This window comes from Pseudomonas sp. R3-41 (assembly GCF_054161485.1).
In genome coordinates this window covers 1,449,540-1,467,479 of the sequence record NZ_CP096421.1, presented here as the reverse complement: position 1 = coordinate 1,467,479, position 17,940 = coordinate 1,449,540, and the positions used below count along the sequence as shown (strand labels likewise).

Sequence of the window (17,940 nt, the reverse complement as noted above, 5' to 3'; positions counted from 1 at the left end):
TAGATTGCGAAGATTTAGACACATTTGCCATCAGTGGCCGAGCGCATCCCGATCAGACGACTATGCTGTACCCCATGAAGGGCCATGTATAGGCCGAATACTCATGCCAGCGAAAGGGATAGCAGATGTTCCCAAGGTTCTATAGTCCGCATCAAAACGGTGCACGGCCATGAGCCTGCCTTTGGATAAAACCAATCGGCGGATCCTGATCGTCGACGACACCCCGACCATCCATGAGGATTTTCGCAAGATCCTCAGCCCGCAGATGAGCGCCGAAGATAACTTGAGCAGCGCCGAAGAAGCCCTGTTCGGAGCGCCGGTGGCGGTCGCCGGCACGAGTTTCGTGCTCGACTCGGCGTTCCAGGGCATGGAGGCCTTGAACAAGGTCGAAGCGGCGCTGGCCCAAGGGCAACCCTACGCCATGGCGTTCATCGACATGCGCATGCCACCGGGCTGGGACGGCCTGGAAACCATCGAACGGCTATGGCGCGCCGACCCCAAGCTGCAAGTGGCGTTGTGCACCGCGTACTCGGATTATTCCTGGGAAGATATTTCCGAGCGCCTGGAACTGGGCGACCGCCTGCTCATCCTGAAAAAACCCTTCGACGCCATCGAGATCCGCCAGATGGCCAGCGCCTTGACCGTCAAATGGCAGATGACCGAAGACGCAGCGCTGAAAATGGACATGCTCGAACGAGCGGTCGAGGAACGCACCCGAGAGTTGGCCGACGCCAATATCATCGTGCAGAACAGCCCGACCATCCTCTATCGCTTGCGGGGCGAACCGCCGTTCGCGTTGATGTACATCTCCCATAACATCACCAAGTTCGGTCATTCCGCGGCGCAACTGATCAACTCGCCGGACTGGGCAGAAACCCTGATCCATGCCGATGACCAGGCCAAAGTCCAGGAGGCCATGGTGCGCGTCCTCGACCGTGACACCGTGGGGGCGTCCATCGAGTTTCGCATGCGCACCGGCGACGACACGTTCCGCTGGGTGGAGAACCGCTACATCCCGGTGCGCAACGACCAGGGCCTGCTGCTGGAAGTGGAAGGCATCATCCTCGACATCACCGAACGCAAGCTGGCCGAAGAAAAGATCGCCCTGCTCGCCCGCACCGACGGCCTGACCGGGCTGGCCAACCGCGCCACCATGATCGAGCGCTTGCACCAGGCCTTTGCCGCCGCGCGTCGCGGGGCGGCGCCGTTTGCCATGTTCTACCTGGACCTGGACCACTTCAAACGTATCAACGATACCCTGGGCCATCCCATCGGCGACCTGCTGTTGCAGGAAGTCGCCGTGCGCATCAAGGCCTGTACCCGGGAAAACGACGTGGTGGCGCGCCTGGGCGGCGACGAATTCGCCCTGCTGCAACTGGACGTCCATGAAGCGACCCACTGCGCCGCGCTGGCGGGCAAGATCCGCGACGCCCTCGTGGCGCCGTACTCCCTGGACGGCAACGACGTGCGGATCTCGGTGAGCATCGGCATCGCCCTGTACACCCCACAGAGCCTGAGTGCCGACAGCCTGATGGCGCAATCCGACATGGCCCTGTACCGCTCCAAGGAAAAGGGCCGCAACCAGTACCACTTCCACAACGAGGAAATCAACCAGGAAGTCACCGACCGGGTCGCCCTCGCCAACGACCTGCGCCAAGCCATCGAAAACCACGAACTGCACTTGCACTACCTGCCGGAAGTCGACCTCGGCACCGGCAAGATCCTCGGCATGGGCGTACAAGTGCGCTGGAACCACCCCGAACGGGGCTGGCTGGAACCGGCGGCCTTCATGCCCGCCGCCGAGAAGACCGGGATCATCATTGGCCTGGGGCATTGGGTGCTGGACCAGGCCTGCCAGCAAATGCGCCAATGGCGCGACCAGGGCATGGCGCCCCCGGTGATCGCCATCGACCTGTCCCTGACCCAGCTCAAGACCGGCCCGGAACTGATCTACGACGTGCTGCGCACCACCGCGCGCTGGGAACTGGCGCCCTGGGACCTGCGCTTCGACGTCACCGAAGCCACCCTGGCCCAGACCAAGTGGACCCACAACGACGTACTGCCGCGCCTCTGCGAATTGGGTGTGCAGATCGCCATCGATGACTTCGGCACCGAATACTCCTCGTTCGACTACCTCAAGACCTACCGGGTCAATCACCTCAAGCTCGCCCAGCGGTTCCTGGACAGTGCCAGTGATAATCCCGAAAACGCCACGACCTTGCGGGCGATCATCAACTTTGCCCGGGACGTGGGCATCGGGATCATTGCCGAGGGCGTCGAGACCCAGGAGCAACGCACCACGCTGATGTCCAGCGGCGGGGCGATGCAGGCCCAGGGGCATTACTTCAGCACCGTGGTCGACAGCGGCCAGGCCGCCGAACTGCTCAAGGCCGGCACCATCATTCCCGCGACAGACCACTGGACCCGACCAGCGAGCCAGCTATCGGAGAGCAATCCATGAACCCCATGTCGGTACCTGCCAACCGGCGAATCCTGGTGGTGGACGATACGCCGGCGATCCACCAGGACTTTCGCAAGATCCTCAGCCCCAGCGTCGGCCTCGATGACTCGCTGGACGACACCGAGAGCCTGCTGTTCGGCACCCCGCAGGTCAGCCGGCTGCAGTTCCAGATCGACTCGGCCTACCAGGGCGAGGAGGCGCTGGAACTGGTCAAGCGCGCGCAGGCCGAAGGCCAGCCCTATGCGCTGGTGTTCGCCGACATGCGCATGCCGCCGGGCTGGGACGGCCTGCAAACCATCGAGGCGCTGTGGAAGGCCGACCCACGGCTGCAAATCGCCCTGTGCACGGCCTTCTCGGATTACTCCTGGGAAACCATGTCCGAACGGATCGAGTTCGACGATCAGTTGCTGATCCTCAAGAAACCCTTCGACACCCTGGAAATCCGCCAGATGGCCAGCGCCATGACCTGGAAATGGCAACTGGCCCAGGATGCGGCGAGGAAAATGCGCAGCCTGGAACGCACGATCGAAGAGCGCGTCCAGGAATTGCTCAAGGTGTCTCACCTGCTGCAATACGACGTGCTCACCGAGTTGCCCAACAGCATGTTGCTCGGCGACCGCCTGACCCAAGCCATGGCCCAGTGCCGTCGGCACGACCGGCAACTGGCGGTGATGTTCCTCGGCCTGGACCGCTTCAAGCGCATCAATAACGCGCTGGGCCATCCGGTGGGCGATGAGATGCTCAAGCGCGTGGCGCGGACGTTGGCAACCGTGGTGCGCGAGTCCGACTCGGTGTTTCGCTACGGCTCCGATGAATTCGTCGTGGTGCTGGGGGACATTGTCGATCCGCAGCAGATCAAAGGCGTGGCCGACAAACTGCTGGCGGCCATCCACACCCCGCAGCCCATCGATGGCCATGACCTGAGCGTCACCGCGAGCCTGGGCATCAGCGTCTACCCGACCGACGGTTTCGACGCCGTGGCGCTGATCAAGAAAGCCGAGACGGCGATGCGCAACGTCAAGGAGACCGGCCCCAACGACTACCGTTTCTTCACTGAAGACATGAACCGCCGGGCCCGGCAGCAGCAGACCATCGAATCGGGCCTGCGCCTGGGCCTGCAACGCAAGGAATTCGTGCTGCATTACCAGCCCAAGCTCGACCTCAAGAGCGGCAAGGTGGTCGGCGTCGAGGCGCTGGTACGCTGGAACAGACCGGATCATGGCCTGGTCTATCCCTCGCATTTCATTCCGGTGGCCGAGGACAGCGGCCTGATCGTCCCGCTGAGCCAATGGGTGCTCCAGGAAGCCTGCCAGCAGGCCTGTCGCTGGCAAGCCGAGGGCATGCGGCCGTTGTGCCTGTCGGTGAACGTCTCGGCCATCGACTTTCGCCAGCGCGGCTTCGTCGAAGGCATCGCCCGCACCCTCAAGGAAACCGGCCTGGAACCGACACAGTTAGAACTGGAGATCACCGAAAGCGTACTGATGCAGAACGTCGATACCACGGTCGCCATCCTCAAGGCCATCAAGCAGCTGGGGATACGCCTGGCCATCGATGACTTCGGCACCGGCTATTCGAGCCTGAGCTACTTGCAGAAATTTCCGGTGGATGTGCTGAAGATCGACCAGTCGTTCGTCGGTGACCTGAGCATCGACAGCAACGATGCCAAGCTGGTGAGCACCATCATCAGCCTGGGCAAGAGCCTGAATCTGCACATCATCGCCGAAGGGGTGGAAACCCTTGAGCAGCTTGAATTTCTCAAGCAGCACCAATGCGAGGAAGTCCAAGGTTATTACTTCAGCAAAGCCGTCGAACCACAGGCCTTTGCCGACTGGATGACCGAATGGGAAAAACGCCAGAACCCGTTTTCGTGAACACCGGAGTGTCCTCAACCAACGTTTCAAGGAAAGCATCCCATGGCGTTACATGGACTGACTCTGGCGCTCGGCCTGCTCGTGGGAATGAGCGTGACCGCGCACGCCGCCCCACTGGACGAACCCCTCAAGCCCCTGCCATCGATTCCGACCCTGGACCCCAAGCGCGTCCAGCTGGGGCTGCGGCTGTTCAATGACCCGCGGCTGTCGGTCAACAACACGCTGTCCTGCGCCAGTTGCCATCGCCTGGACAAGGGCGGCGCCGACGACAAACAGTTTTCCCTGGGCTTCGACGGCAAGCCAGTGGAGGTCAATACGCCGACCGTGTTCAATGCTGGCCTCAACTTCCACCAATTCTGGGATGGCCGCGTCGATACGCTGGAAGAACAGGTCCACATCGTCGTGACCAGCCCGGCGGAAATGGGTAGCACCTGGGAGTCTGTCGTCAAGCGCATCGCCGATGACCCGGGTTATGCCAAGGATTTCAACGACGCCTACCCCGACGGGGTGACCAAGCCCAATATCCAGGGCGCCCTGGCCGACTACGAACGGACCTTGCAGACACCCAATTCGCGCTTCGACCAGTACCTGCTGGGCAATACCGATGCCCTCACGCCCCGGGAAAAATTCGGTTACCAGCGGTTCAAGGAATACGGCTGCATCGCTTGTCACCAGGGCGTGAACATCGGGGGCAACATGTTCCAGAAATTCGGCATCATGGGTGACTACTTCGTTGACCGCGGCAACCCCACCCGGGCCGACGAAGGACGCTTCAACATCACCGGTGATGAAAATGATCACCAGGTTTTCAAAGTACCGAGCCTGCGTAACGTGGCCGTTACCGCGCCCTATTTCCACGATGGGTCGGCGCCAACCCTGGAACGCGCGGTAGAGGTCATGTTCAAGTACCAACTGGGTCGTGAGCCCCTCAAGAACGATACCGAGCTGATCGTCGAATTCCTCAAGACCCTGACCGGTGAATGGGAGGGCAAGCCCCTATGACAGTCCTCCGTCGCCTCGGCCTGGCCTTCATTGGCGTCTTGCTGGCGGGCATCCTGTTATTCATGTACGTCAACTCGGGCGCCCAACAGGCCGCCTCGTACATTGAATCCCGGGACCTGATCCGCCTGCTCAAGCAACAGGACGCCATCTGGGACAACGAAATCCTCAAGTCGCGGATCGCTCTGACCCACAACTACGACCCGCTGGTCTCGCCCCTGCACGAAATGACACGCCTGTGGCAACGCCTGGACGCCATCGAGGCGGAGCCGGGCCGGCATGGGCCGTCACTCTGGGAGGCCCAGCGCGACGAATACCTCAAGCTGGTCAAGGAAAAGACCCGCTTGGTGGAACAGTTCAAGTCCCATAACGCGGTGTTGCGCAACTCCCTGGCCTTCCTGCCCACTGGCGAGGACGATATCCAGGGCCAGTTCGCCCGGCTGCCCGACACGTATCGGCTGGAGTTGCAGAACGTTGCCATCGACACCTACGACCTGTTGCTCAGCAGCATGGAGTTCGCCCAGCTCAGCTCCCCTGATATCGCGGCCGAGGTCCTGCTGGGGTTGAACCAGCTGGAGGTCAACAAGGAGCGCCTGCCTGAGGGACTGCTCAACTCCGTCGAAGTCCTGCGCAGACACATCGGGGTGATCCTGCGGGAACAGCCAAAGGTCAATGAATTATTAACAGGCATCGAAATGGTCCCCTTGGCCGGCCGCCTGGACACTATTACCAACCTACTCGAGAAAGACCAGGCAAAAGCCGCGGCCAAATACGAGCGCAACCACGTTTACCTGCTGGTGTTCGCCACGCTGCTGGTGCTGATTCTGATCTGGCTGGGGATCCGGCTGATCCGCAGCTTTGCCGAGATCAAGCGGGTCAACAACGCCCTGCAAACCGCCAACGACGAGCTGGAACAACGGGTCGAAGAGCGTACCCGCCAACTCAAGGACACCCAGAGCGAGCTGATGGACACCGCCCGCCAGGCCGGCATGGCGGAAATCGCCACCAACGTGCTGCACAACGTCGGTAACGTCCTCAATAGCGTGAACATCTCTGCCGACCTGGTCAGCCGCAAACTGCGCAGCAGCAAGGCCCTGGGGCTGGGCAAGGCGATGCAATTGATCAATGAACACACCGACGACCTCGGGCACTTCCTCACCGAAGACGCCAAGGGCAAGCTGCTGCCCGGCTACCTCAACCAACTGGTGGAGGCCATCGCGTCGGAGCAGCAGAGCCTGACCGATGAGCTGGCGCAGTTGAGCAAGAGCGTGGACCACATCAAGGACATCGTCGCCACACAGCAATCCTATGCGGGGGCCAACAGCCTGCTCGAACCGCTGGTGGTCAGCGAGCTGCTCGAAGACGCCCTGCGCATGAACTCCGGCGCCCTGACCCGCCACCATGTTACGGTGATCAAGGAATACGGTGATGTGCCGCGGATCATGGGCGACAAGCACCGCTTGCTGTTGATCCTGATCAACCTGATCAGCAACGCCAAATACGCCATGGCCGGGGTGTCCAACCATGCGCGGAACATGACGCTCAAGGCGGACGTCGTAAATGGCGAGACCCTGCAAATCAGCGTCAAGGACGAAGGCGAAGGCATTCCGGAGGAGAACATGACGCGCATCTTCGCCCATGGCTTTACCACGCGTAAGGAAGGCCACGGCTTCGGCCTGCACAGCTGCGCATTGGCGGCCATTGAAATGAACGGCCACCTCACCGCCCACAGTGAGGGGCCAGGAAAAGGGGCGACGTTCCAATTGCAGGTGCCCCTGAAACTTGCAGAAGGTGAGCCATGAACAGTATGAGTAACCGTCGCATCCTGTTGATCGACGACACACCCGCCATTCATGAAGATTTCCGCAAGATCCTCACCCCGGAAGATGAGGGCAACACGGACTTGCAGGACATGGAAAGCGCCCTGTTCGGCGAAGCGCCGAAACCTGCCGCCACCGTGTTCGAACTCGACTCGGCTTATGGCGGGCAGGAAGGCCTGAACAAATTGCTGGCGGCAGCGGCCAAGGAACGACCCTATGCCCTGGCCTTTGTCGACATGCGCATGCCCGAAGGCTGGGATGGCGCCAAGACCATCGAAGAACTCTGGAAGCGCGACCCGCAGCTGCAAGTGGTGGTGTGCACCGCTTATTCGGATTACTCCTGGGATGAACTGCTCGACCGCCTGAACGGCCATGACCGCTTGCTGATCCTGAAGAAGCCGTTCGACAACATCGAAGTCCAGCAGATGGCCAACACCCTGACCACCAAATGGGAAATGACCTCCCGTGCGCAGTTGAAAATGAACAAGCTGGAAGACCTGGTGGAGCAACGTACCCAGGCGTTCAAACAGGCCAGCGAACTGCTGCAAATGGAGATCGACGAACGCAAGATGCTGGAAACCCAGTTGGTGCAATCGGAAAAACTCGCCTCCCTGGGCCAGTTGGCGGCCGGCGTGGCCCACGAAATCAACAACCCGATCGGCTTCATTTCTTCGAACCTGGGGGCGCTGGACGGCTACTTCGGCAAGCTCCAGGAAATGCTCAGCGCCTACAGCAGCGCCGAGGAGGCCATCGCCTCGCCGGAGCTGGTGGTGAACTTGAGAAAGCTGCGCGAACAGGTGGAGCTCGACTTCCTGGTGGAGGACATTCCCCTGCTGATCAAGGAATCCAAGGATGGCATCGGCCGGGTCGGGCAGATCGTCAAGGACTTGAAGGACTTTTCCCGCGTCGACTCCAGCCAGGAATGGCAGATGGCCAATTTGCAGCAAGGCATGGATTCGACCTTGAACATCGTTGCCAACGAGATCAAGTACAAGGCCGACGTGGTCAAGCAGTACACGCCGTTGCCGGAGGTGGAATGCCTGCCGTCGCAGATCAACCAAGTGATCATGAACCTGATCGTCAACGCCGCCCAGGCCATCGGCCCAGAACGCGGCACCATCACCCTGCGCAACGGGGTCGGTGACGAAACCGTGTGGATCGAAGTGGCGGACAACGGCTCGGGCATTCCCCCGAGACCCTGCAGAAAATCTTCGACCCGTTCTTCACCACCAAACCGATTGGCCAAGGCACCGGGCTGGGGCTGTCGTTGTCCTACGGCATCGTGAAAAAACACCACGGCGAAATCACCGTCCGCAGCGAAGTCGGCGTCGGCACCACCTTTCGCGTGGAATTGCCGGTGCGGCAGATGAAGCAGGCAGGCTGAGCCCCCCGGCAGTTCAAATTGTGGGAGCGAGCTTGCTCGCGATAGCGGTGCGACAGTCAATGCAGGAGTTGAGTGTGCGGCCGCCATCGCGAGCAAGCTCGCTCCCATAAGTTTTTCTGGCGCTCATAAACTGATTACTCCAGCACCAAACAAACCCCTGTGGCGAGGGAGCTTGCTCCCGCTCGGCGGCGCAGCCGTCGTAAAACCGGCTCACGCGGTCTGTCTGAATGCTCGCAATGACCCCAAGGGGGCCGCTTCGCAGCCCAGCGGGAGCAAGCTCCCTCGCCACAATGGCCCGCGTTTCACCACACAACCAATTGTGGGAGTTTGCTCCCTCGCCACGGACCGCATTCCAAGCTAATGTCTCGCCAGTCGCTCAACCCCAAGGAACCCGCATGAGCCTGTCGCTGCTGAGCCGTTACGCCTTCTTTGCTGGCTGCGTCATCTTCACCCTCGCCAGCCTGCCCTTCCTGCAACACGACTGGCTCTGGCCCATTGCGCTGGTGACCGGGCTGTTGAGCCTGCTGGGGTTGTTCGACCTGCTGCAAAGCCGTCACGCCGTTCGGCGCAACTACCCGATCCTGGGCAATATCCGCTACCTGGTCGAAGGCATCCGCCCAGAGATCCGCCAGTACCTGCTCGAATCCGACAGCGATGCCCTGCCCTTCTCCCGCGCCCAGCGCTCGCTGGTGTACTCCCGGGCCAAGAACGAAAGCGCCGACAAACCCTTCGGTACCTTGATCGACGTCTACCAGACCGGTTTCGAATTCATCGGCCACTCCATGCGCCCGGCGCCGTTGAGCGACCCCAGCGGTTTTCGCGTGACAGTCGGCGGCCCGCAATGCACCCAGCCCTACTCTGCCTCGGTGTTCAACATCTCGGCCATGAGCTTCGGCTCCCTGAGCGCCAATGCCATCCGGGCGTTGAACCAGGGGGCCAAGCTGGGCAACTTCGCCCACGACACCGGCGAAGGCAGCATCAGCCCCTACCACCGCGAACACGGTGGCGACCTGACCTGGGAACTGGGCAGCGGCTATTTCGGTTGCCGCACCAGCGACGGACGCTTCGACCCGGAGCGCTTCGCCGCCCAAGCGCAGAACCCGCAGGTGCGGATGATCGAAATCAAGATGAGCCAGGGCGCCAAGCCCGGCCATGGCGGGATCCTGCCCAAGCACAAAGTCACTCGGGAAATCGCCGAGACCCGCGGCATCCTCATGGGCGAGGATTGTATTTCGCCGTCATGCCACAGTGCGTTTTCCACGCCGATCGAACTGATGCAGTTCGTCCAGAAACTGCGTGAATTGTCCGGCGGCAAACCGGTGGGCTTCAAATTCTGCCTCGGCCATCCATGGGAGTTCATGGGCATCGCCAAGGCCATGCTGGAAACCGGGATCCTGCCCGACTTCATCGTGGTGGACGGCAAGGAAGGCGGCACCGGCGCCGCGCCAGTGGAGTTCACAGACCACATCGGCGTGCCGCTGCGCGAAGGCCTGTTGTTCGTGCACAACACCCTGGTGGGCCTGAACCTGCGGGACAAGATCAAGCTCGGCGCCAGTGGCAAGATCGTCAGCGCCTTCGACATCGCCAGCGTCCTGGCCATCGGCGCCGACTGGGCCAACGCCGCGCGCGGCTTCATGTTCGCCATCGGCTGCATCCAGTCGCAAAGCTGCCACACCAACAAATGCCCCACCGGCGTCGCCACCCAGGACACCCTGCGCCAACGCGCCCTGGTCGTCCCGGACAAGGCCCAGCGGGTCTACAACTTCCACCGCAACACCCTCAAGGCCCTGGCGGAAATGCTCGCCGCCGCCGGGCTTGAGCATCCTTCGCAACTGCAGCCCAAGCATTTGGTGCGGCGGATGTCGGCGACCGAGGTAAAATTGTTCTCGCAGTTGCATGTGTTTTTGAAACCGGGGGAATTGCTCACGGGTGAGGTGAATGGGGCGTTTTATTCGCGGATGTGGCAGATGGCGCGGGCGGACAGTTTTGAGCCGCGGGAAAGCGCAGCGGCTTAAGCACCGCATATTGGCTGGTGCGCACCAGCTCTTGTGGCGAGGGAGCTTGCTCCCGCTGGGTTGCGCGTAGGAGTTGCCGAAGGCTGCGATCTTTTGATCTTTCGCTCAGGACTCCATAGTCTGGGGAAGATCGCAGCCTCGTTGCACTCGACAGCTCCTACAGAGCCGAGCGGGAGCAAGCTCTCTCGCCACAAGGTCCTTACGCCTCTCAAGTGCACTGCATTACCCGACTTTTTACGCCGAATCCACAACCCACCTGTAAGTTCTGACAGTAGACGTCACCTTCCTCACGATTGACCATCCATCCCGATGGTTCGCTCGTCATGGAAGGTGCATATGTTGGCGCGACGTGATCTGGTTGGTTTTGCTTCGCTTTTTGTGGCATTGGGTTCGGTGAGGTTTGCCGTGCGGCGGCTGGACAACCGTTGCCCAGCGTACCGAAGGTCTGATCCCATGGACTGGACCCACCTGGCCTCGGCAACCTTGCTTGGTATGTTGATCATCGACGCATGGCTTCACTCACTGGCCTACGCCGATGAACGGTCCCAAAAGCCACAAGAAGACGCTACGTTCATCGAGCGGTTGATCGGGCAGATGACCTTGGAAGAAAAAGCCGGTCAACTGACCCAACTAAGCGTACAAACCATACCCACCGGCCCAGTCGTGGACGCCACTGACCGGAAAAAAATAAAGATCTCCGAGGCCGGTTCGCTAGTAGGGGCCTATGGCGCCGAAACCACTCGAACATTGCAGCACGAAGCGGTCCAAGGCTCGCGCCTGCATATACCGCAGTTGTTCTCGCTCGATGTGATCCACGGTTTCCGAACGATTTTTCCCGTACCGCTGGCCGAGGCCTCGGCCTGGGACCCAGACCTGTCACAACGAACCGCCAGGGCCGCCGCGGTCGAAGCGACGGCCAGCGGCCTGCACTGGACCTTCGCCCCGATGGTCGATATCGCCCGGGACCCGCGTTGGGGCCGAGTGGTCGAAGGCGCTGGCGAAGACCCGTTCCTGGGGGCCGCGCTCGCTGCTTCCCGTGTGCGAGGCTTTCACGGCAAAGGCCCTCCCGACACCACGACAATCCTGTCCACGGCGAAGCATTTCGTCGCTTATGGCGCGGCCGAAGGCGGCCGTGACTACAACATTTCCGACCTGTCCGAGCGCACGTTGGAAGAGGTCTATCTCACACCGTTTCGTGCCGCTGTCGAAGCGGGCGCCGACACGATAATGCCCGGGTTCAATGAAGTAGACAGCATGCCGATGCACGCGAACCAAAAACTGCTCAAGCATAAACTGCGCGGTGAATGGGGCTTTCAGGGAATCGTCATCGGGGATTGGGCAGGCATCAGGGATCTGATACAGCACGGCGTCGCCTCCACCCCCCAAGAAGCCGCTCGACTTGCCCTCAACGCCACCGTCGACATCGACATGGTCAGCGGTGACTACGCCGCCGAACTACCGGCACTGGTGCGTAGCGGTCAACTTCCACAAGACGCCCTCGATCAGGCCGTGCGTCGGGTGCTCCAGGCGAAACAACGCCTGGGCCTGTTCGACGATCCATATCGCTACAGCGACCCGGCTCGCGAGAAGGCGCAACTACTCTCCCCCTCTACACGTGCGCTAGCACGAGAGGCGGCGCAAAAATCCATCGTCCTGCTGAAAAACGACAATGCATTGCTGCCGCTTTCAAAGAACCTGCGCAAACTTGTCGTGGTGGGTGCCCTGGCAAATGATGCTGTATCCACGTTGGGCTCTTGGTCCGACAATGGTCACGCCAACGAATCAATCACCGTGCTGGAGGGCATAAAGCGCGCCGTATCGCCCGCGACAGAGGTTGTCTACCTCCCCGCGGCCTCTCCCGACAGTACCGACGCGTCCGGTATCGAAGAGGTCCAGCGTGCCGTTTTGGATGCCGATCTGATCGTCGCCGCGCTGGGGGAAACGGCAGACATGAGCGGCGAAGCACGAAGCCGCACTTCCCTTGGCCTGCCAGGGGCGCAAGATGCGCTGGTCGCGCAACTGATCAAAACAGGCAAGCCAGTGGTAGTCGTCCTAATGAATGGACGTCCGCTGGCCATTCCCACCGTGGACGAACATATCCCGGCAATACTCGAGGCTTGGTTTCTGGGTACCGAAATGGGCCACGCAGTGGCGGATGTACTTTTCGGTGATGTGAACCCCAGCGGAAAGCTACCTATTACTTTTCCGCGCACAGTGGGGCAAGTTCCTATCTATCTGGCCCGCAAGAACACGGGGCGACCGCCGAGCAACATCAATGCGTACGCCTCAAGCTACATCGACTCCAAGTGGACGGCTCTCTACCCGTTTGGTCATGGCCTGAGCTACACCACATTCACCTATGGAACCCCGAGACTCAGTGCACGGCGCTTGGCCTTCGATGAAACATTGACCGTCCAAGTAGATGTCCATAACAGCGGTCAACGCGCAGGAGAAGAAACCGTGCAGTTGTATCTGAGGCAAAACGTCGCGAGCATCACGCGTCCGGTGCGCATGCTGCGCGGTTTTTCCAAAGTCAGACTTGATCCAGGGGAAAGTACAACCGTCAGTTTTTTGCTCGATCAAGACGACTGGGCGTTGCTCAACCATGACCTCTTGCGATTCGTGGAGTCAGGCGTCTTTACGGTGTTCATCGGCGGCAGTTCTGCCACTGATAATCAGGCGAAGTTTGAAGTGATCACCAGTGCACAACTGATCGGCCCCGGCTCAGCCATCCCACGCACCTTGCGTGATTCATCGGCGCGCTAAATGAGCTATCACTGCGTTTGCTGAGTTGCACAGGCTCTTGTGGCGTGGGTCAATGCTGTTATCTACGGAGAGGTCAATGGGGCGTTTTATTCGCGGATGTGGCAGATGAGCGGGGGAAAGTTTAGAGCCGATGGAAGTCTCGGCTGCGTGGCACTAACCGCCTGAACCCGTCTCGACCGGGACGGGGGCCGCTTTGAGAGTAAACAGTGAGACCTTCATCTGCCCATCGACAAAGGTAAGGGTCTCTTCCCAATACTTCTCCAGGAACGGGCCGGCATCAACCACTTTCCCGACCCACCAAACCCTGTTTCCACCCCGTGTTAACAACTTCATCTGATTGAAATATATCCACTGGCTTCCTTCGGAAATGAGGGCGTTTCCACCCCGTTCCAAGGCGTCCAGATCATTGGCTTTGAATGATGAGATATAGAACTTCGGCTGTATGCCCGTGTGATTGTAATAAGTGAATGGCAAGTACCAGATAGCACTGTCCAATACGATCTGATCGCCTGGCCGAGCCGCTTGCCTGACCTCAGCTGCCAACTCGTCAAGTCGGAAATCCGCTCTTAATTCAGTTCCATTCAGGCCGTCCGCTTGCCGATACACCGTCAGCAGTCCCTGTACTTCTGCTGCAGCCATAATCGTGATGGCCAAGCACAAAGTCGTAGGTCGCAACCCCACTGCATCCAGCGCGGCTGAGAGCAGAAGCGGCAATCCGACCGCAGCGAAGACCAAGTAGCGCGGAACGAATAGCGGGGCAATCAACGACATGAAGGCCAGCGCGAGGACGGGAATTAAAAAGTAACCGGTCAATAGCACACTGAAGCGATGCAGACCGGCGTCTTTGCGGACCAGCAGCGCTGCACAGGCGATCACCACCACCCAAGGCAAAACGCGGGTAAGCGACGATTGTCCCTCCCAGATTGTCATCACGGTGAACTGCCAAACAACATCCACAACTGCCTGCCAAGTGATAGCCGGTATCCAACTAAGCCCCGGCCGGCCTGAGAGATGATCGATAAAATGAGGTAGCCAGGGCAGAAACAGGACAAGGATTGCACCGTTGACCAAGATCAAGAGGTGCAGGGAGGGGACGTTTGGACCCGCTCTCAAGCGGCTCAGCCAATAGCCCCCATGAACCAGCACCCCCAACGCGGCGAGATAATGCGTATAAAAAGCGGCCGTCATCAACAGCACATAAATGGCTGGGAAACGCTTTTTTTCTGGTTCTTTAACCCAGCACACCAACGCCACGGTTGCGCCCATCAGCCAGAATCCAAGCAGGGTGTACATGCGCGCTTCCTGGCTGTAACGGACCGAGATCGGCAGCAACGCCAATAGCAACGCAGCTATCCATGTTGCTCTTCGCGTGGCAACCAGGCTCATCAACTTTATGCTCAGCAAAACCGTGCCCACATCTGCTACCACACTGAGAGACCTTACGGCCAAGGCCCCGTCGCCAAACAAAATCATCCAGTAGTGCAGCAGGAGGTAGTAAAAAGGTGGGTGAATATCTCGCGCCGTAATAGACCAGATCTGCGATGGCTCGTGCCTGGCAAGCAGAATGCTAAAGGCTTCGTCATACCAGATGGCAGGCAGCGTGATTCCGTGAAATCGCACGGTTAGCGCAAGGACTACTATGGCTGCTAAAGCTGAGAGATCGAAAAAACGGCCTGATCGTTTGTCCAAGTAGGTGCGAGTAGACATCATGCGACACGCTCGCGAAACGCCACGAACCGGTAGAAGAGGAAACCCAATAGCAGGCTCAGCAGCGAGAAACCTGCCACGGTCAGCAAGCCGTGGAGGTGCCATCGATCCCCCAGAGAACCCACTATGTAACTGAGCGCGCCCATGAAACCGAGGAAAAGAACAGTGCCCAACACCGAGGGTTTGGCCTCGAAGGTATAGAGCGCATTGACATAAAAGGAGAATGTAGCCGCCACACAAAAGGCAGCGAAATTACTCGTCGACTGATCGAGGCCGGCCCCCACGCGTAGCACGAAAAAAATCTGCCAATGAATCAACGTATTGGCTATGCCAACCAGTGAGTAGCTGAAAAATCTCTTCCATATCGCGTTCATACACGCCCTCGCCCGGGTCGGGCTTGCACCAAAACCAATCTAGGACCCTCTCGGTACGCGGTCTACTGTAAGAACTAACAGGTGCCCGATTGTTAAATCTCCTGTGTGTTACGCGACAAGTTTCAAAAAAAAGCCCCGATCATCCGACCGGGGCTTTCTCATGCGTCACAGTAAACCTACGAAGCCGAACGCACCGAGCCCGCTACATCACCGGTCGGCTGCAACTTGAACGTGTAAAACAACACCGTCAGCAACACCAGGAACGCCGGGCCGACATACAACGCCACGCGCGTATCCGGGAAGTACGCCATCAGCCCCACCACTAGCACCAGGAATGCCAGCGCCAGGTACGAGCTGACCGGGTACAGCCACATGCGGTACTTGAGCGCCGCACGCTCTGAAGCGCTCAGGCTTTTGCGGAACTTGAGCTGGGCCAGCAGGATCATCACCCAGGTCCAGATCGCGCCAAACGTGGCGATGGACGTCACCCAGACGAAGACTTTCTCCGGCACCAGGTAATTGAGCAGCACGCCCAGCAGCAACGCGGCGATGGACAACAGCAACGCGCGGCGCGGTACGCCGTTGGCCGAGGTCTTGGCGAAACCGGCCGGGGCCTGGCCGTTCTGCGCAAGGCTGTAGAGCATCCGTCCGGTGCTGAAGATCCCGCCGTTGCAGGAGGACAGCGCGGCGGTGATCACCACGAAGTTGATGATGCCGGCGGCGGTCTTGATGCCCAGGCGCTCGAAGGTCATCACGAACGGGCTGCCCTGGGTGCCGATTTCGTTCCATGGGTAGATCGACAGGATCACGAACAACGCGCCGACGTAAAACAACAGGATCCGCCAGAACACCGAGCCGATGGCGTTGGGGATGGTTTTCTGTGGGTTCTTCGCTTCACCGGCAGTCAGGCCGATCATCTCCACGCCCAGGTAGGCGAACATCACCATTTGCAGGGACATCAACACGCCGGACACGCCGTTGGGCATGAAACCGCCGTGGGCCCAGAGGTTGGAAATGCCGAGGGCCACGCCGTCGTTACCGAAGCCGAAGGCGATGATGCCAATGCCGCCGATGACCATGGCGATGATGGTGACGATCTTGATCAGGGCGAACCAGAATTCGAACTCGCCGAAGGCCTTGACCGCGATCAGGTTGATCGAGCCCATGCTGACCAGCGCGGCCAGGGCCCAGATCCAGCGGGGCACGTCGGGGAACCAGATGCCCATGTACACCGCCACGGCGGTGATTTCCGCCACGCAGGTCACCAGCCACAGGAACCAGTAGTTCCAACCGGTCAGGAAGCCTGCCAGTGGGCCGAGGTAATCCTGGGCGTAGCGGCTGAACGAACCGGCCACCGGGTTGTGCACGGCCATTTCACCGAGGGCGCGCATGATCACCAGGATCGCCAGGCCACCGATGATGTAGGACAGCATGATCGCCGGCCCGGCCATTTCGATGGCCTTGGCCGAGCCGAGGAACAGCCCGACACCGATGCAGGCGCCGAGCGCCATCAGGCGGATATGCCGCTCGCCGAGTTCACGTTTGAGCGGACCACCCTGGGCGGTCTCGCCATGGGGCAGATGATTGCCGACAGGCATAGGGATAAACCTCGTCTTGTTATTGGATTAGCCACCGAGTGTCCAAGGCTGCGGGCGGGTGGGCCTGCGAGCATTGCCGAAACCGGGCCTGCCTTGTGGGCAGACCGTCCTGTAGGAAAACTCCTCAAGATCAGCGGGCCGTGCAGTATAAAAAGCCGGGAACAGAAAGTTTCACCATAAAAGCAGGTTAATTCAGGGAATGCCCAAGCCCATGGGGCTTTTTTGAAGAGGGATTGCCTAAGCTAATGGTCGTTTAGAAACGACGCCGAGTATTGCACAGGGAGCGTGCAGCGTCATGTCTTTGCAGGCGGCGAAGGCTCTAGCGCGAGGCTTTCAGGATACCACCGCCCCCGTGGCGAGGGAGCTTGCTCCCGCTCGGCTGCGCAGCCGCCGCCTGCATTCAAAAGCCGCAAAGCGAGGGCGGCTTCGCCCCCCAGCGGGAGCAAGCTCCCTCGCCACAAAAAGCGACTACAGCCACACCGTGTCCCACAGTGGGTAGTCGCCAATCCGATCTACTAATCCTGCACGAAGCGGATTGGCAATGATGTAGCGGGCAGAAGGTCGCAGGTCCTCGCTGTCGCGGATCGCGCGGTCATGGAAGCCGCTTTGCCAGAAGGCCCCCTTTCTGTTCATTGCTCGGTTGATTGTGAGGGTGCTGCGGGATTTGACTGTCTGCATCACTTGGGTGAGCTGAGCTTGCTCTAGCTGCACCAGCCAATGCAGATGGTCCGGCATCACAACCCAGGCCAGCGAATTGACCTGACCTCGCTCATGAGCCAGGCGCATTTCTGCAATCAATAAGCGGCCCAGTCGCCAGTCCTTGAAAATGGGTGTGCGTCGGTGAACGACCGTAGTGATGAGATAACCTCGCCCCGGTTCCGAAGAGCGTCCGCGACGTAAGCGATGAGAGTTTGGGCGTGAAGGATGCATTCCTTGGCTTCCTGT

General features: G+C 60.0%; 10 protein-coding genes and 1 pseudogene. 7 read left to right on the top strand and 4 right to left on the bottom strand.

Going from position 1 to position 17,940, the window contains the following annotated elements; all coding sequences use genetic code 11:
* The first annotated feature begins 169 nt into the window (after positions 1-169).
* The 7 genes and pseudogenes from M1D99_RS06590 (at position 170) to M1D99_RS06560 (ending at position 13,316) form a co-directional block, all read left to right on the top strand.
* On the top strand, positions 170-2,461 hold the full coding sequence (locus M1D99_RS06590; protein ID WP_458131548.1) for a GGDEF/EAL domain-containing response regulator: 2,292 nt from the start codon (positions 170-172) through the stop codon (positions 2,459-2,461).
* Positions 2,458-4,332 (top strand): putative bifunctional diguanylate cyclase/phosphodiesterase, encoded by a 1,875-nt coding sequence (locus tag M1D99_RS06585; RefSeq protein WP_434574480.1) that lies wholly within the window; start codon positions 2,458-2,460, stop codon positions 4,330-4,332. The genes M1D99_RS06590 and M1D99_RS06585 overlap by 4 nt, the downstream gene beginning before the upstream one ends.
* Before the next feature lie 42 nt (positions 4,333-4,374).
* Positions 4,375-5,334: a cytochrome-c peroxidase gene (locus M1D99_RS06580; RefSeq protein ID WP_458131547.1), complete on the top strand. Its 960-nt coding sequence runs from the start codon at positions 4,375-4,377 to the stop codon at positions 5,332-5,334.
* Complete coding sequence (locus M1D99_RS06575; RefSeq protein WP_458131546.1) at positions 5,331-7,133, top strand: DAHL domain-containing protein; 1,803 nt, start codon at positions 5,331-5,333, stop codon at positions 7,131-7,133. The genes M1D99_RS06580 and M1D99_RS06575 overlap by 4 nt, the downstream gene beginning before the upstream one ends.
* Positions 7,130-8,535: pseudogene (locus M1D99_RS06570) on the top strand (ATP-binding protein). The gene M1D99_RS06575 and the pseudogene M1D99_RS06570 overlap by 4 nt, the downstream one beginning before the upstream one ends.
* A gap of 395 nt (positions 8,536-8,930) precedes the next feature.
* Entirely contained in the window at positions 8,931-10,550 is a 1,620-nt protein-coding gene (locus M1D99_RS06565; protein WP_434574477.1) for an FMN-binding glutamate synthase family protein, read from the top strand.
* Positions 10,551-11,003: 453 nt separating this feature from the next.
* Complete coding sequence (locus tag M1D99_RS06560; RefSeq protein ID WP_434574476.1) at positions 11,004-13,316, top strand: glycoside hydrolase family 3 N-terminal domain-containing protein; 2,313 nt, start codon at positions 11,004-11,006, stop codon at positions 13,314-13,316.
* Positions 13,317-13,469: 153 nt separating this feature from the next.
* On the opposite strand, the gene M1D99_RS06555 is transcribed toward M1D99_RS06560, so the two are convergent.
* The 4 genes from M1D99_RS06555 to M1D99_RS06540 all read right to left on the bottom strand — a co-directional run bounded on the left by M1D99_RS06555 (position 13,470) and on the right by M1D99_RS06540 (position 17,925).
* Positions 13,470-15,026, bottom strand: a complete 1,557-nt coding sequence (locus M1D99_RS06555; RefSeq protein WP_434574475.1) for a glycosyltransferase family 39 protein — start codon at positions 15,024-15,026, stop codon at positions 13,470-13,472.
* Positions 15,023-15,397, bottom strand: coding sequence for a GtrA family protein (locus M1D99_RS06550; RefSeq protein WP_434574474.1), 375 nt, complete (start codon positions 15,395-15,397; stop codon positions 15,023-15,025). The genes M1D99_RS06555 and M1D99_RS06550 overlap by 4 nt, the downstream gene beginning before the upstream one ends.
* Positions 15,398-15,573: 176 nt before the next feature.
* Positions 15,574-16,995 (bottom strand): amino acid permease, encoded by a 1,422-nt coding sequence (locus M1D99_RS06545; RefSeq protein ID WP_434574473.1) that lies wholly within the window; start codon positions 16,993-16,995, stop codon positions 15,574-15,576.
* A 468-nt stretch (positions 16,996-17,463) separates the two neighbouring features.
* Positions 17,464-17,925 (bottom strand): REP-associated tyrosine transposase, encoded by a 462-nt coding sequence (locus M1D99_RS06540; RefSeq protein ID WP_458131545.1) that lies wholly within the window; start codon positions 17,923-17,925, stop codon positions 17,464-17,466.
* Between the last annotated feature and the right edge of the window lie 15 nt (positions 17,926-17,940).

Bases quoted from the DNA above. Each gene is read 5' to 3' on its own strand.
- M1D99_RS06540 (WP_458131545.1), bottom strand. From the start codon at position 17,925: ATGCATCCTTCACGCCCAAACTCTCATCGCTTACGTCGCGGACGCTCT.
- M1D99_RS06545 (WP_434574473.1), bottom strand. From the start codon at position 16,995: ATGCCTGTCGGCAATCATCTGCCCCATGGCGAGACCGCCCAGGGTGGT.
- M1D99_RS06550 (WP_434574474.1), bottom strand. From the start codon at position 15,397: ATGAACGCGATATGGAAGAGATTTTTCAGCTACTCACTGGTTGGCATA.
- M1D99_RS06560 (WP_434574476.1), top strand. From the start codon at position 11,004: ATGGACTGGACCCACCTGGCCTCGGCAACCTTGCTTGGTATGTTGATC.
- M1D99_RS06555 (WP_434574475.1), bottom strand. From the start codon at position 15,026: ATGATGTCTACTCGCACCTACTTGGACAAACGATCAGGCCGTTTTTTC.
- M1D99_RS06580 (WP_458131547.1), top strand. From the start codon at position 4,375: ATGGCGTTACATGGACTGACTCTGGCGCTCGGCCTGCTCGTGGGAATG.
- M1D99_RS06565 (WP_434574477.1), top strand. From the start codon at position 8,931: ATGAGCCTGTCGCTGCTGAGCCGTTACGCCTTCTTTGCTGGCTGCGTC.
- M1D99_RS06590 (WP_458131548.1), top strand. From the start codon at position 170: ATGAGCCTGCCTTTGGATAAAACCAATCGGCGGATCCTGATCGTCGAC.
- M1D99_RS06585 (WP_434574480.1), top strand. From the start codon at position 2,458: ATGAACCCCATGTCGGTACCTGCCAACCGGCGAATCCTGGTGGTGGAC.
- M1D99_RS06575 (WP_458131546.1), top strand. From the start codon at position 5,331: ATGACAGTCCTCCGTCGCCTCGGCCTGGCCTTCATTGGCGTCTTGCTG.